Origin of the sequence: Helcococcus bovis (assembly GCF_046035835.1) — a bacterium.
Classification (GTDB): Bacteria; Bacillota; Clostridia; order Tissierellales; family Peptoniphilaceae; genus Helcococcus; species Helcococcus bovis.
On the sequence record NZ_JBFNGB010000016.1, the window covers coordinates 1 to 15,472 of the forward strand.

Here is a 15,472-nt window from a genome sequence, read left to right on the forward strand (position 1 = left end):
GAAATTAATATTTCAATCTCTTTTTTATATTGATGAAATTTTGTATAATATATATGTATATAAAATGACGAGAGGTATTAAATGGAAAATTACTTAATTAGAGCGATAGATAAAAATAAATCAGTAAGAATTTTTATTGCAGATACAACACAAATAGTTAAAGAAATTAGAAAAATTCATAATAGCTCTGCAACTGGGTCGGCAGCTTTAGGAAGATTAGCTACTATTTCTGCGATTATGGGAGTTACAACTAAAAATGAAGATGAGAAATTAACTATAAGATTTGATGGTGGTGGAGTAGGTGGAAAACTTATTGCTGTTTCAAATACTAAAGGAGAAGTTAAAGTGACTGCTACAAATCCTGAAGCAGATGCACCTTCAAAATATCCTGGAAAGTTGGATGTTAGTGCATTTGTAGGTAAAGAGGGAAATCTTGCTGTTATTAGAGATTATGGATTAAAAGAACCGTATACAGGATTGTCAAATATTGTAACTGGGGAAATTGCTGAAGATATTGCTAATTATTATTTTTACTCAGAGCAAACACCTTCAATAGTTTCTCTAGGAGTTTTAGTAGATACGGATTTATCGATTAGAGCAGCAGGAGGTATTTTTGTACAAGTACTACCTGGAATTAAAGATGAAGAATTAACAGTTTTAGAAAAAATTGCATCAAATTTAGATCCGGTTTCTAAAATGATATATGATGGATTATCGTCCGAAGAAATTCTAGAAAAATATTTTTCAGAAATTGAACCTGAAATCATTGAAAAACAAGAATTAACATATAAATGTGATTGTTCAAGAGAACGTATAGAACAAGGATTAATATCAATAGGGAAAAAAGATTTACAACATTTATTAGATGAAGATGGACAAGCAGAAGTAATATGTGATTTTTGTAAAACAAAATATGTATTTGATAGAGAAGATTTAGAAAATTTAATTAAAGAAAGTAAATAGGAAAATAATGAAAAATTATATTTTTTATATTGAATTGATTGGGATAGTCGCTTTTGCTATTTCAGGTGCTCTAGAGGGCATTAAAAACAGGATGGACTTTTTGGGTGTTGTTATATTAGGTATTGTAACAGCAACAGGTGGAGGAGTTATTAGAGATTTGATACTGGGAATAAATCCTCCCTTATCATTTAGAAGTGGATTAAATATATATATTTCAATAATTACATCAGTTATAGTATTTGTTGTTGCTTTATTTAATGATAAGGTTAATAAAAGAACAGTTCATAAAGTTTTTGAAGATGCATTAGTGTATACAGATGCTGTAGGATTAGGAGTATTCACTGTTACAGGTATGCAAATAGCTTATTCTGTTAGTTATGAATATAGTGCAATTCTTTATATTTTTGTTGGACTTATATCAGGTGTAGGTGGAGGGGTAATAAGAGATTTACTTACAGATAATGTTCCATATATTATGGATAGACATGTCTATGCTTCCGCAAGTATTGCCGGCGGTTTTGTATTTCATCAACTACAATGGCAAACAATAATTCACGATGTTATTTCAATTCCTGTATGTATAATTATCATTGTTATTATTAGAGTATTTGCATATAAGAAAAAATGGAATCTTCCAAAAGCTACAAGAATAATAGATTAAATTAAAAAAAATTGCTGACGCCATTAGTCCTTGCTCATTTAAGAGCTGTGGATATGCCGAAGCAATTTTTTATTTTAACTTAATCTGTGAATATTTAATTTTTTTTATTTCTTTATTGATATTCAAAAACATCTAATAATTTATTTGATTATTTTTAGTTATTTGTCAATTTTAATTTTTTTAATATTGCAAGGAATCCGCTTAATACAACAGCTACAACTGATGCTAATACCATTCCACTTAACTTGATTGATCCAAATTGTATTGACAATCCTGATAAACCTGAGATAAATACAACTGATGTAAGTACTAGGTTTAAGCTCTTTGAATAGTCAACATTTTGGTCTACTAGTAATCTAATTCCAGATGTACCTATCATACCATATAGTAAGAATGTTACTCCTCCAATTACATTTCCTGGTATAGTTTTGATTAATGCTGCCAATGGCCCAAAAAATGCCATTAAAATTGAAATTATAGCTGCACCAGCTATTACTTGTACTGAGTAAACTCCTGTGATTGCCATAACACCGATATTTTCCCCATAGGTTGTTGTAGGAACCCCACCAACTAAACCGGATAATACTGATGAAAAGTTGTCAGCAAAAATTGATCTGTGTAGACCTGGATCTTTAACTAAGTCTTTTCCAACTATATTTGAAGTTACAACTTGGTGTGAGATGTGTTCAGAAGTTATAACTAAAAGTACTGGAATCATTGCAAATATTGATTCCCATGAAAATTTGGCTAATTGGAAATTAGGCATTGTAAATAATTTTGCTTCTAAAACTGGTGTAAAATCAACCATATTGAAAAATATAGCTGTTATATATCCTACAACTATTGATATTAATATTGGAATAGTTGAGAAAAATCCTCTAAATACAATCGAACCAATTACTGCAGTTAAAAGTGTTACTAAAAATACAATCCAATCAGCGTATTTTGCTGTTTCGGTCATTAAATTTGCTCCTATTGCACCACCTGTAACAGTGTTTCCGGCAAGCTCAAATCCTATTAAAGCTACAACAGCTCCCATTGCAGCAGGGGGTAGGACTATGTCTATCCATTTTGTCCCGAATTTATATATAACAAATGCTAATAAACAGCCCAAAAGTCCAACTACAATAAAAGCACCTTGAGCATATTCAAATCCTTGTTTAGCAATAATAGCAGTACCGGGTGCTAAAAATGCAAAACTTGAACCTAAATAAGCAGGTGCTTTTTTCTTTGTTATTAAAATAAATAATAAAGTACCAATCCCGTTCATTAATAAAACGATACCTGGATTAATACCAAAAATAATAGGAACTAAAATAGATGCTCCAAACATAGCAAATGTATGCTGTAATGAAAGCGGTAATAATAATTTCCCAGGAACTTTTTCTTCAATTTGATAGATGTGTTTCTTGTTCTTCATATATCCTCCTAAAATTTCACTGTGAATAACTTTACTATAGAATAAAAAAAATGTCAATATATTTTATTTTTTATTTATAACCTCTCATAGCATTTAATTTCGATGTTTTTATTTCGATATATAATATAAAAAAGCTTCAGACTTAAAATCTAAAGCTTTTAATGTGAATTTAATCTTTCAATTCTTTCATTTTGTTACTGGATAAAATATTATTTCATAAATTGTTTCTAGGAATGTCATTGATAATGTCATTATTAATAAAGTATTAAACGGAATTATTCCTGAAAATGCAATAGTGCTAAATACTAAGCTATCTGCAAGTATTCTTGGTACATTTCCCAATACTATCGAAAATGAAGTTTGAATTTCTGGGGAACTTGCATTTGGAAGTGCTATAGCAATTTTTGATTATATATTAATTTTACATTTATTGCAAAATAAAAGGAGCTGTTGCAAAATAATATTTTTAATTATTTTGCAACAGCTCTTTAATTAAATTATTTCAAATATAACACAACCGGACAGTGGTCTGATCCTAATTGTTCCATATGAATGCTTGCATCCAATAGTCTATCTTCAAAATCTTTACTTACTACAAAATAGTCGATTCTCCATCCAATATTTCTGTCTCTTGCTTTAGTGATATATGACCACCATGTGTACATATCAGGAATATCAGGATAAAAATATCTGTAAGTATCTATGAATCCTGCGTTTAATAATTCTGTAAATTTATTTCTTTCTTCATCCGTAAATCCAGCATTTTTACGATTTGATTTTGGATTTGCAAGGTCGATTTCTTCGTGAGCAACATTCAAATCTCCACATAAAACAACAGGTTTAGTTTTGTTTAATTTTAGTAAATATTCTCTAAAATCATCTTCCCATTTTTGTCTATAATCCAGTCTTAATAATCCTCTTTTTGAATTTGGAGTGTAACATGTTACCATGTAAAAGTCTTCAAATTCTAAAGTTATTACACGACCTTCTTTATCATGTTCTTCGATTCCTATACCATAAGATTCGCTAATAGGTTTTTCTTTGGTAAAAATTGCTGTTCCAGAATATCCTTTTTTTTCTGCATAATTGTAATATTCAAAATAGTCTGGCAAGTCTAATTCTAATTGACCTTCAGACATTTTTATCTCTTGTAAACAAAGAATATCAGGATCTTCTTGATTTACATAATCCATAAAACCTTTGTTCATAACTGCTCTAAGGCCATTAACATTCCATGAAATTAACTTCATTTTTTCTCCTTGTTCTTATCTTCAATAGCTTTTTGATATATATCAAGTAATATCTTAGCTTGATTTAAATGATCGTTTTCCATAGAATATTGTAACACATTTTCTTTTAATTTTTTAGCTTCATCATTACTTAGATTTAAAATCATATTGAATACTTTGCTAAAATCTTCATATGAGTCCCATTGGTATCCGTTTATACCTTCTTTTATTTGTTCTTTATTTGGTCTATCAAGTTTAATAATAGCTGGTAATCCACAAGCCATAGCTTCAAGCATTGAAATAGAGTGCATTTCTGATAGGGAAGCTGTTGTATAGTAATCCATAGCATGTAGATGTTTTGGAATTTCAGTGTTTGGAACTGAACCTACTAATATAATTTTATTTTCAAAGTTATTTTCTTTAATTTGTTCTTTTATCTCTTCAAATTGTGGACCATTTCCTATTATGAACAATTTAGCTGCATCTTCAGAAAAATTAGCTTTAATCCAATTATTAATTAATTCTTTTATATTTTTTTCTTCACCAATTCTACCAACGAATACAAATGCTTTTGTGTTTTCATTTAGATTATATTTTTTTCTAAAATTATTTCTAAACTCTTTTGTTTCATCAGTATCCTTAAATTTTTCAAATTCCACTGCATTGTCAATAACAACTACTTTTTTATCTATTCCTTGTCTATCCATATAGCATTGAGCTTTAGGTGATGGACTTGTAACTATATCAGCTTTTTTATAAAATTTTCTAAAATATTTATCTGATAATTTTTTTGAAAACTCCTCAAAATACTTTAATCCAACATAGAATAGAAATCTGTCATATTCTGTATGTAAAGTATAAACCGCAGGAATTTTAAGCTTTCTTGCAACTCTTAAACCTGTAGCGCCAATTGCAAATTCATTTTGAATATGCACTACATCGGGCTTGAATTCTTTAGCAATTTTTTCTCTTGAAAAATGTATTGGTAAGGCAATTCTGTAATTGTATATTTTTTTTAATAATATACCTGGAACATAAATAACATTATCTTTCACTTCAATTTTTTTTTGTTTTTCGGATCCAACAGTTAACACCATTACTTCGTGACCTAATTTTTCGTATGTGTCTTTTAAAATTTTTGTTTGTGTTGCAACACCATTTATATAAGGTGGATAAGTTTCTGTGAAAATCGCTATTTTCATACATACCTCCATTTTTATATAAATTATATCACATTAAATTTATATGCCAATTATATTTCTAATTTGTAATATTGTAGTATATAATAAAATAAAAACTATCGAGGAGAAATAAAATGATTTTAGAAATTAAAAATAATTTGAATTTTGCCGAAATTGATCCATTTGGCGCTTATCTTAATTCGTTAAAATTTAACGAATTAGATGTAATATTTCCAAAACAAGAAATTTTAGAAGGTAATGATAAAAAAATTAGAGGTGGATCTCATGTTTGTCTACCACATTTTGGATTAAGTGATAAAGTAGGAATGGAAAGACATGGATTTGGAAGAGATTCAGAATGGGAAGTAGTAGAATTAAGAGAAAATTATTTAAGACTTCAATTAGTTAAGAATATAAAACAATGGGAAAATTTAATTTCTACAATGGAGTATATACTTTTAGATAATTGTTTAGAAATGAGATTAGTAGTTAAAAATGTTGGAAATGAATCATTATTTGTAAGTCCTGCATTTCATCCATATTTTAAGTATGAAGATGAAAATGAAATTTATATAAATGGAGAAAAATTTGATTTTAATTTAGAAAAATTATCAAATACAATATTTTATGGTGATGTTATAAGCCTGAAAACATCAAATTATGAGTTAAAATTTGAAAATACTAATCTTTCAAAATATGTTTTATGGACGAATGGTACAGATAAATACTTATGTGTAGAGCCAACCTATAATTTTCAAGCATTAGAAGATGATGAAAAATTATGTGAAATTAAACCTGAATCAGAGAATGAGTTTTCATTTAAGATAATTATAAAGTAGAAATATATTTTTCGATATGCAATATGAGGTAAGACTTAAAAATAAAAAGTCACCAGAAATGATAAAAAAAGAGATCTTTTAAAATATGTTATCACTTCTAATAAAGTAGAAGTAATGCAATAGGGAAAGATCTCTTTATTTTTTATTTTACTAACATTTTAGCAAGAATGTGTGGATTACCACAACCTGTTGTTAATACTAAATCTTTATCTGTAATTTCTGATTGTAAATATTCTTTTGCTGATTCGAAATCTGGAATATATTTAGCATTTACACCATTTTTTACAAGTTTTTCAACTAAATCTCTTGAATGAATTGTAGGATCAAATTCTTCTCTTGCTGGGAAGATATCTGTTACAATTACTTCTTTAGAGTCATAGAATGAATCTGCAAAATCATCTAATAATGCTTTAGTTCTTGAGAATGTATGAGGTTGGAATACTGTAATAATATTTCTTTCAGAAAACGCATCAATTGTCTTTAATGTAGTTTGAATTTCAACAGGATGATGACCATAATCAGTCATTACGATAGCTCCATTGTAAGTCCCGATTGTTTCCATTCTTCTATGAAGTGATTTGTATTTTTTTATACCATCTTTAATATTAGAAAGTTTTACTCCATTTTCATATGAAGCAATTATTGCAGCAATAGCATTGTAAATATTGTGAATTCCTGCAACATTAAGTTGAAATTCTTCAATTGATCCATCTCTCATATTTAGTTTGAATTTTGAATGACCAACTTCATTATATTCAACGGATTCTAAATAATAATCAGCTGATTTATTGTGTAAACCAAAAGTTATTACTTGACCTTTAACATGTTCTATTAGTCTATGTGTATTTTCATCATCAATATTAATAATTGCTTTAGAATTTTCATCTAAGTTTTTCATATATCCGATGAATGTTTCAACAATATGATTCAAATCTTTGTAATAGTCTAAATGATCTTCATCAATGTTTAAAATTACAACGGTTGATGGATAATAATTTAAAATGTTACCCTTAAATTCACATGCTTCAGAAAGTAAAATATCACTATTTCCAATTTTTACATTTCCTTCAATTTCATCAAGTATACCACCAAGTAATATGGATGCGTCATTATCTGAATTTACTAAGATTTTTGCAATCATTGAAGTTGTTGTTGACTTACCATGTGAACCAGATATAGCAATTGAACGTTTATAATTACGCATCAAAGCTCCTAAGAAAACTCCCCTTGATATAACTTCTTTTCCAGTGTTTTTTGCAGCTATTAATTCTTCATTATATTGAGGAATAGCATCAGTATAAATAAATAAATCTTGGTCTTTTATATTTTCTTTTTTTTGTCCAATGAAAATTTTAATATTATTTTCCCTTAAAGTTTTTAAATAATCAGATTCATCTCTATCAGAACCGCTAACATCATAGCCTTTTATTTTAAGCAATAGAGCAATACCGCTCATGCTTACACCACCAATTCCGATAAAATGTATTTTTTTATATTTTTTTTCTTCTAAATTAAAATTAAACATAATATCCCTTCTTTCAATTATTTAATTATAGCATATTTACTCTTTATTTAAAAATTTATATACTTTTCATTTTAATTATCTTGGATATTGTTGTATAATAGATTTATTAGAATTTGTAAAAAAATTAAGAGGAGTTTTATGAATAAAGTCATAATTTTAGCTGCAGGAGAAGGAACTAGAATGAAATCAAATATTTCAAAAGTTCTTCATAAAGTATGCAATAAAACTTTATTATCCTATGTAATAAAAGCTTCAAAGGATGCAGACATTGATGAGGTTATTGTTATTGTAGGAAATAATCAAGATCAGGTAAAAGAAATTTTTGGTGATAGTATAAAATATGTAAAGCAAAATATAGGGGATGAATATCCTTATGGAACAGGATATGCTGTAAAATTAGCAGAATCACATATTGATGATGACGACAAAATCTTAGTTCTTTCAGGAGATGTTCCATTGATTCAATCAGAAACAATTAAAAATATGATAAATTATCATATTGAAGTTCAAAATGATGCTACTGTGTTATCAGCGATTTTTGAAAATCCGTTCGGGTATGGTAGAATTGTAACGGATTCAAAAGGGAAATTAGTGAAAATTGTTGAACATAAAGATGCAAATGATAATGAGATTTTAATAAATGAAATTAATTCAGGAATTTATCTTTTTAATGGTGAAAGATTAAAATACGCATTATCTAAACTTGATACAAATAATGCACAAGGAGAACTATATTTAACAGATGTTTTTGAAATTTTAAAACAGGATAAATCTAATATATCTACTTATAATGTTAAAGATAATAATGAAATTAAAGGAATAAACACTAAAGTTCAATTATCAGAAGTAGAAAAAATAATGAGAAAACGCATAAATGATGAATATATGTTAAATGGTGTTATCTTAGAAAATCCTGAAACGACTACAATTCAAAAAGGAGTTAAAATAGGGAAAGATACCATTATTGAATCCAATGTTAAAATTTTAGGAGATACAGTAATAGGAGAAAATTGCTTAATTGGTATGAATTCAAGAATTGAGGATTCGCAAATAGCTGATGATGTTAAAATTCTTTCATCAGTCATTGAAAAAGCAATAGTAGAAAAAGGTGCAGATGTAGGGCCATTTGCAAGACTTAGACCAAAAGCACATTTAAAGGAAAAAGTTCATATTGGTAATTTTGTTGAAGTTAAGAATGCAGTTGTAGGAAAAGGTACCAAAGCTGGACATTTAACTTATATAGGAGATGCTGATTTAGGAGAAAATATTAATGTAAGTTGTGGTGTGATTTTTGCAAATTACGATGGAAAAAATAAATTTAGGTCTACAGTAGGAGATAATGCATTTATTGGATCAAATGTTAATATTGTTTCACCGGTAAATATTGAAGAAAAAGCATTTTTAGCTGCAGGATCAACAATTACAAAAGAAGTTAAATCAGGACAATTGTCAATTGAGAGAGCTGAACAAAAAAATATTGATGGATATTATAAAAGAAAATTTGAAAAATAAAATATTTAAGAATTATTAATGAAATATATTGGAGGAAAAATGCGTATTTCAGAAAATGAAGTTAAATTATTTAGTGGTACATCAAATAAGCCACTTGCAGAAAAAATTTCTAAAGAGTTAGGATTACCTTTAGGAGATCTACATATCAGTCATTTTGCTGATGGTGAAATTGCTGTTAAAATAAATGAAACTGTAAGAGGTAGGGATGTATTTTTAGTTCAACCAACTTCAAAACCTGTTAACGATAATTTGATGGAAGCATTAATAATAATTGATGCATTGAAAAGAGCTTCAGCTCATAAAATTAATTTAATTATGCCATATTATGGATATGCTAGACAAGATAGAAAATCATCAGGAAGAGAACCTATAACAGCAAAATTAGTTACAGACTTAATTCAAGCTGCTGGAGCAGATAGAGTTGTTTGTGTAGATTTACATGCTGATCAAATTCAAGGTTTCTTTAATATTCCTCTTGATCACTTAACAGCTAGACCGGTGATTGCAGAATATTTTGAAAAAGTAATAGCTGAAAGTGGAAAAGACAATTGGACTGTTGTATCACCAGATTTAGGTGGGGTAACAAGAGCACGTAGATTAGCTGACGTACTTGGATTACCAATTGCAATTATTGAAAAATCAAGACCAAGACCAAACGAATCAGAAATATTAAATGTAATTGGTGAATTTAAAGGCAAAAATTGTATCATAGTTGATGATATGATCGATACAGCTGGTACAATTGTTAATGCATCAGAAACATTGAAAAAAGAAGGTGCTGAAGAAGTTTATATTACAGCATCACATGGTGTATTATCAGGACCGGCAATGGATAGAATTAAAAATTCATGTGTAAAAGAATGCGTAATCACTGATACAATAGATCATCCAGAACTTGAAAATATTAAAAATATAAAAGTATTATCAATGGCTCCAATGTTGACAGAAACAATTAAGGCAATTGCTACATATAAATCAGTTTCTGATATTATGAAAGAAAAGAAATAATGTATTTGATAGTTGGATTAGGAAATCCTGGAAGACGTTATGAAGGTACCAGACATAACATAGGATTTGCTGTTATTGATTCTTTAGCAGAATACTTAGGTGTAAAGCTTGATAAAGTGAAATTTAATGGTATTTTTGCAAAGACAAGTTATAAAAACGAAAAAATTATTTTACTGAAGCCAGAGACATATATGAATGCCTCTGGTGATTCAGTTCAACCATTTATAGATTATTTTGGAATAGATATTGAAAAAGTAATTGTAATAGTTGATGATATTGACATAAAATTTGGTACAGTAAGAATAAGAAAAAATGGTTCTGCAGGGACTCATAATGGATTAAAATCTATAATTCAAAGAACAGGAAATAAAGATTTTCCAAGAGTTAAAGTTGCGGTTAATCAAAAACCTTCATATATGGATTTGGCAGATTTTGTTATGTCAAAATTTAGTGCATCTGAGCAAAAAATTATTTCAAAAGAGGTAGAAATAGCAAGAGATGCTATATTAGATATAATTGAGAAAGATGTAGATTCATCTATGAATAAGTATAATCCAATTATAGTGGAATAAAAATATGATAGAAAAAGCTTATAACAGCTTATTTAAGGCTGTTAACGAAAAACACAATTTAATATATTCTTATGGAATAATAGAACAAGCTACAGGTCATTTTATTTATGAATTATTTACAAACTTAAATAGACCTGTTTTTGTGCTGTGTGAAAATGATGTTATAGCTAGGAAAATTTATGAAAATCTTCAAAATAATAATTTAAATGTAGATTTCTTTCCTGATTTAGAATCAAATTATCAAAATATTGAAGATTTAGATTATACAAATAAATCATTGCGTTTAGGAACGATGATAAATCTAATAAATGAAGAAAAAAATATTATAGTTTCAAGTATATCAGCTGTGACTAGAAAGTTATATTCTAAAGATAATTTTATAAAAAATAGTTTTGAAATAAATATTGAATCTGAAATAGATATTGATGAATTATCAAAAAAATTAATTGAATTTGGATATGTTAGAAGAAATATTATTCAATCTAAAGGCGAGTTTTCAGTGAGAGGGGATATAATTGATATATTTCAAATTCATGAAAATAATCCAACTAGACTTGAATTGTTTGATATAGATGTAGATTCTATTAGAAAATTTGATGTTAATACTCAAATGTCAATTGAAGATATTGATGGATTTACAGTTTATCCTATACAAGAAAATTATTATAACGTTGATGATATTTCAAATATTTTAGAGGAAATAGATAAAGATATTAAAAAATCAAAACAAAAATTTGATGTAGAAATAACTCAAAAAGTTAGTGAAAAATTTTTGAAAATAAAAGAGGATTTAGAATATAATAATTCAATTAATAATATGGATCTTTTAATTCCTTATGTTTCTGAAAAAACTAATAGTATATTTGATTATTTAAGAGATGATACAATTCTACTGCTAAATGATTATTCAGTTATAAGTAATCATTTCAAAAAAATAGAATTACATAGAAATGAAGATATTTTATCTAGAATACAAAGAGGTGAATTGTTATTTAAGCATCAAAATATTTTTTATAAATTTTTAGATATAGAAAGAAAATTTTCAGAATATATAAAAATTAATATTTCTGGATTGTTAAAAAATATTGGAAATTTACATCCTGACAAAATAATTGAATTCAAGGTAAGGCAAAATCAATCTTATCATGGACATTTTGATGATTTTATTCAAGACTTAAAATTTTCATTATCAAATGGATATACAATAAAAATATTTACACCAAATATTGAAGATGCTAAAAACTTGCAAAATAAGTTATTTGAATTTGAGCTAGATTCAGATGTAATATATGAAAATATAACATCTTCAAAAAATATAAAAATAATAATAGGATATCTGGAAAATGGATTTGATTATTTTGAAGAAAAAGAAAAATTTATAGCATATTCTCAAATCTTCAGGAAGGTCAAAAAGCAAAAATCAAAGACTGTAAAAAATAAAGACATTATTAATTATTCAGATTTGGTTCATGGAGATTTATTAGTTCATGATAATTATGGAATTGGTAAATTTGTAGGTATAAAAAATATTGAAATAAACAATATAAAAAGTGATTATATTGAATTGCATTTTAAGGATGATGCAAAATTATATATTCCAACTACGGATATGAGTATGGTATCTAAATTTGTTGGAAATGGAGATAAGAAACCATCACTTTCAAAACTTGGTGGAACTGATTGGAAAAAAGCTAAAAATAAAGCAAGAAAAGCTATTGAAGAAATTGCAGAAGATTTAGTAAAATTATATGCTAAAAGGGCGGAAATTAAGGGATTTGAATATTCTAAAGATACCCCATGGCAAAGAGAATTTGAAGATTCTTTCCCATATCAAGAAACTGATGCACAATTAAGATCAATTTCAGAAATAAAAGAAGATATGGAATCTGATAAAGTAATGGATCGATTATTATGTGGAGATGTTGGATATGGAAAAACAGAAGTTGCTCTTAGAGCTGCATTTAAAGCTGTTATGGATGGAAAGCAAGTTGTAATGTTGGCTCCTACAACTATTTTAGTAAATCAACATTTTCATACGATGAAATCTAGATTTGGAGATTTTCCTGTGAATATTGATTATTTATCAAGATTTAAGACTCCTGCACAAAAAAAGAAAGTTCTTGAAAATTTAAGAAAAGGAAATATTGATTTTGTTGTTGGCACACATGCAATTTTATCTGATAAAGTTGAGTTTAAAAATTTGGGGTTATTAATTGTTGATGAAGAGCAAAGATTTGGTGTTAAACATAAAGAAAAAATAAAAAAAATAAGTGAGAATATTGATGTATTAACACTTTCTGCAACTCCAATTCCTAGAACACTTCAAATGTCATTATCAGGTATAAGAGATTTATCATTGCTTGATGAATATCCTGCAAATAGATTACCTGTAAATACTTATGTCATAGAATATGATGAAGAATATATTAGAGAAGCCATATTAAGAGAAATGGCTAGAAATGGACAAGTATATTTTGTATATAATGAAGTTAAAACTATACATAAAATGTATGAAAAACTTAAAGAAATTGTACCGGAAGCAAGTATTGTAATTTCTCATGGACAAATGAGTACAAGAGAACTAGAAAATATTTTGGATGACTTTACAAATAATAAATATGATATTTTACTTACAACTACAATTATTGAAACTGGTATGGATATACATAATGTAAACACAATTATAATATATAATGCAGATAAAATGGGTCTATCGCAGTTATATCAATTAAAAGGAAGAGTTGGTAGGTCAGATAGAAATTCGTATGCTTATTTTACTTATAAACATGGGAAAATTATGACAGAAATAGCAGAGAAAAGACTAAAAGCTATAAAAGATTTTTCTGAGCTTGGATCAGGTTACAAGGTTGCTATGAGAGATCTAGAACTGAGAGGAGCTGGTAATTTACTTGGAGAAAGTCAAAGTGGTCATATTGAATCTGTTGGATATGACTTATACGTAAGAATGCTTAAAGAAACAATTGATGAAATTAAGGGTATTGATGTTAAGAAAATTGATAAAGAAATTAAAATTGATTTAAATATTGATATATATATTCCATCAGAATATATAAAAGATGAGAATGAAAAAATTAATATATATAAAAAAATTTCATTTATTGAAAACTCTCAAGATCATTATAATATAATTGATGAATTAACTGATAGATTTGGTGATATTCCTCAACCGGTTCAAAATATTGTAGATATTGCATATATACGTGCATTAATGATAATTAACAATATAGATGAATTGATTGAGGTTGATTCTGAGATAATGATAAGGTATACTAAATTAGAAGTTTTTGATTTTGAAAAATTAAAAATATTGTCGAAAGAGTATAAAGGAAATTTGAGATTTAGCTTAATTAATAGTCCAAGTATATATATTCCTAAAGAAAAAGGATATATGATAAAACTGATAGAGTTATTTGAATTAATTAATAGTATAAATAAAGGAGAAAATTATGAAGAAAATTAAATTATTGAGTATTATTTTAGCAGCAACTATATTTGTTGCAGGATGTCAAGCAAAAACTGATAAAAATGGAAGTGAAAAAGCAGATGTATCAAAAACTAAAGATGCAAAAGACGCTGATTTAAATAAGATTAAAATTACTGATTTGAGAGGAAATACTAATACTTTTATGGATATAAATGGACAAAAAGTAACTTTTGATAATTTTTATAAATATTATGATTTATACTCTGGAATTTTAGCAATGCAAAGAAATTTAACAGGTGAATTATCAAATTTATTAGTAAGAGATAAAATTATAAAAGATGAATTAAAAGCAAAGAATATTACTGTTACTGATGAAGAAGTAAAAAAAGAAATTGATCTATATGTTAAAAATTTGGGTGGAGAAGAAGAATTTGGCAAATATTTAAGCATTTTAGGTGTTAAATTGGATGTTTTTACTGAAAATATAAAAAATAGTTTATTAAATAAAAAACATCTAGAAACATTCAAAAAAGAAAATAAGGCAACAGATGAAGAAGTAAAAAAATATTATGAAGCTAATAAAGATTCCTTAGATAATGTTGATGCAAAGCATATATTGGTTGACGATGAAGAAAAAGCTAATGAAATTTCAAATAAATTAAAAGCAGGGGAAGATTTTGAAAAATTATCTACAAAAAATTCAAAAGATACAGCTGCAAATGCAAAAGGTGGACAATTGGGAAAAGTTACTAGAGCTGCATTTGAACCAGATTTTGTTGAAGCTGCATTTAATTTAAAAGATAATGAAGTATCTGCACCAGTAAAAACTAAATATGGATATCATGTAATTGTTGTAAATAAAAATAATGTTGGATTAGATAAAAATAAAGAAAAAATAAATGATATTTTGACAAAACAAAAATATAATAAAAACATTGAAGAAAAAATTAAATCCACAAAAGTAAATTTTTATGATTTTAATGGAAAAAAAATGGAAAATAAAAACTAAAAAATGAAAAAAAAAAGTTAAAAAAATTAATAAAAGTATTGAAAATGCTTGATTTTGTAATTCAATATGTTATAATAAAGATACAGTTTATGATAACTGAAATATTAG

13 protein-coding genes are annotated in these 15,472 nt (G+C 26.9%); 8 read left to right on the forward strand and 5 right to left on the reverse strand.

The features are described 5' to 3' along the window. The first annotated feature begins 81 nt into the window (after window positions 1-81). Together hslO and ABGF48_RS06055 are read left to right on the forward strand one after the other, a co-directional pair. Window positions 82-963 carry an Hsp33 family molecular chaperone HslO gene (gene hslO, locus ABGF48_RS06050; protein WP_408105443.1) on the forward strand — a complete coding sequence of 294 codons (882 nt, stop codon included), beginning with the start codon at window positions 82-84 and terminating at the stop codon, window positions 961-963. A gap of 7 nt (window positions 964-970) precedes the next feature. Next, window positions 971-1,624 (forward strand): trimeric intracellular cation channel family protein, encoded by a 654-nt coding sequence (locus ABGF48_RS06055; RefSeq protein ID WP_408105444.1) that lies wholly within the window; start codon window positions 971-973, stop codon window positions 1,622-1,624. Window positions 1,625-1,778: 154 nt separating this feature from the next. Here the strand turns inward: ABGF48_RS06055 and uraA are convergent, their stop codons facing one another. The 4 genes from uraA to ABGF48_RS06075 form a co-directional block, all read right to left on the reverse strand. Then, window positions 1,779-3,044 carry a uracil permease gene (gene uraA, locus ABGF48_RS06060; RefSeq protein ID WP_408105445.1) on the reverse strand — a complete coding sequence of 422 codons (1,266 nt, stop codon included), beginning with the start codon at window positions 3,042-3,044 and terminating at the stop codon, window positions 1,779-1,781. A gap of 186 nt (window positions 3,045-3,230) precedes the next feature. Beyond that, window positions 3,231-3,386, reverse strand: a complete 156-nt coding sequence (locus tag ABGF48_RS06065) for a hypothetical protein (protein ID WP_408105446.1) — start codon at window positions 3,384-3,386, stop codon at window positions 3,231-3,233. Between the two features lie 155 nt (window positions 3,387-3,541). Then, window positions 3,542-4,294 carry an exodeoxyribonuclease III gene (locus ABGF48_RS06070; RefSeq protein ID WP_408105447.1) on the reverse strand — a complete coding sequence of 251 codons (753 nt, stop codon included), beginning with the start codon at window positions 4,292-4,294 and terminating at the stop codon, window positions 3,542-3,544. Next, on the reverse strand, window positions 4,291-5,475 hold the full coding sequence (locus tag ABGF48_RS06075) for a glycosyltransferase (RefSeq protein WP_408105448.1): 1,185 nt from the start codon (window positions 5,473-5,475) through the stop codon (window positions 4,291-4,293). Before ABGF48_RS06075 ends, ABGF48_RS06070 begins: the two co-directional genes overlap by 4 nt. A 113-nt stretch (window positions 5,476-5,588) precedes the next feature. Between ABGF48_RS06075 and ABGF48_RS06080 the strand changes: the two genes are divergently transcribed. Next, window positions 5,589-6,293 carry an aldose epimerase family protein gene (locus tag ABGF48_RS06080; RefSeq protein ID WP_408105449.1) on the forward strand — a complete coding sequence of 235 codons (705 nt, stop codon included), beginning with the start codon at window positions 5,589-5,591 and terminating at the stop codon, window positions 6,291-6,293. 142 nt (window positions 6,294-6,435) lie between these two features. On the opposite strand, the gene murC is transcribed toward ABGF48_RS06080, so the two are convergent. Further along, complete coding sequence (gene murC, locus ABGF48_RS06085; protein ID WP_408105450.1) at window positions 6,436-7,818, reverse strand: UDP-N-acetylmuramate--L-alanine ligase; 1,383 nt, start codon at window positions 7,816-7,818, stop codon at window positions 6,436-6,438. 138 nt (window positions 7,819-7,956) lie between these two features. On the opposite strand from murC, the gene glmU reads away from it, so the two are divergent. The 5 genes from glmU to ABGF48_RS06110 are packed head-to-tail and all read left to right on the forward strand — an operon-like array spanning window position 7,957 to window position 15,364. Next, on the forward strand, window positions 7,957-9,330 hold the full coding sequence (gene glmU / locus ABGF48_RS06090; RefSeq protein ID WP_408105451.1) for a bifunctional UDP-N-acetylglucosamine diphosphorylase/glucosamine-1-phosphate N-acetyltransferase GlmU: 1,374 nt from the start codon (window positions 7,957-7,959) through the stop codon (window positions 9,328-9,330). Window positions 9,331-9,369: 39 nt separating this feature from the next. After that, on the forward strand, window positions 9,370-10,338 hold the full coding sequence (locus ABGF48_RS06095; RefSeq protein WP_408105452.1) for a ribose-phosphate diphosphokinase: 969 nt from the start codon (window positions 9,370-9,372) through the stop codon (window positions 10,336-10,338). Further along, window positions 10,338-10,910 carry an aminoacyl-tRNA hydrolase gene (gene pth / locus ABGF48_RS06100; RefSeq protein WP_408105453.1) on the forward strand — a complete coding sequence of 191 codons (573 nt, stop codon included), beginning with the start codon at window positions 10,338-10,340 and terminating at the stop codon, window positions 10,908-10,910. The genes ABGF48_RS06095 and pth overlap by 1 nt, the downstream gene beginning before the upstream one ends. 4 nt (window positions 10,911-10,914) lie before the next feature. Then, window positions 10,915-14,391, forward strand: a complete 3,477-nt coding sequence (mfd, locus tag ABGF48_RS06105; RefSeq protein ID WP_408105454.1) for a transcription-repair coupling factor — start codon at window positions 10,915-10,917, stop codon at window positions 14,389-14,391. Continuing rightward, on the forward strand, window positions 14,378-15,364 hold the full coding sequence (locus tag ABGF48_RS06110) for a peptidylprolyl isomerase (RefSeq protein ID WP_408105455.1): 987 nt from the start codon (window positions 14,378-14,380) through the stop codon (window positions 15,362-15,364). Before mfd ends, ABGF48_RS06110 begins: the two co-directional genes overlap by 14 nt. The last annotated feature ends 108 nt before the right edge of the window (window positions 15,365-15,472 follow it).

Bases quoted from the DNA above. Each gene is read 5' to 3' on its own strand.
- pth (WP_408105453.1), top strand. From the start codon at position 10,338: ATGTATTTGATAGTTGGATTAGGAAATCCTGGAAGACGTTATGAAGGT.
- ABGF48_RS06080 (WP_408105449.1), top strand. From the start codon at position 5,589: ATGATTTTAGAAATTAAAAATAATTTGAATTTTGCCGAAATTGATCCA.
- ABGF48_RS06110 (WP_408105455.1), top strand. From the start codon at position 14,378: ATGAAGAAAATTAAATTATTGAGTATTATTTTAGCAGCAACTATATTT.
- glmU (WP_408105451.1), top strand. From the start codon at position 7,957: ATGAATAAAGTCATAATTTTAGCTGCAGGAGAAGGAACTAGAATGAAA.
- ABGF48_RS06070 (WP_408105447.1), bottom strand. From the start codon at position 4,294: ATGAAGTTAATTTCATGGAATGTTAATGGCCTTAGAGCAGTTATGAAC.
- uraA (WP_408105445.1), bottom strand. From the start codon at position 3,044: ATGAAGAACAAGAAACACATCTATCAAATTGAAGAAAAAGTTCCTGGG.
- ABGF48_RS06075 (WP_408105448.1), bottom strand. From the start codon at position 5,475: ATGAAAATAGCGATTTTCACAGAAACTTATCCACCTTATATAAATGGT.
- ABGF48_RS06095 (WP_408105452.1), top strand. From the start codon at position 9,370: ATGCGTATTTCAGAAAATGAAGTTAAATTATTTAGTGGTACATCAAAT.
- mfd (WP_408105454.1), top strand. From the start codon at position 10,915: ATGATAGAAAAAGCTTATAACAGCTTATTTAAGGCTGTTAACGAAAAA.
- ABGF48_RS06055 (WP_408105444.1), top strand. From the start codon at position 971: ATGAAAAATTATATTTTTTATATTGAATTGATTGGGATAGTCGCTTTT.
- hslO (WP_408105443.1), top strand. From the start codon at position 82: ATGGAAAATTACTTAATTAGAGCGATAGATAAAAATAAATCAGTAAGA.
- murC (WP_408105450.1), bottom strand. From the start codon at position 7,818: ATGTTTAATTTTAATTTAGAAGAAAAAAAATATAAAAAAATACATTTT.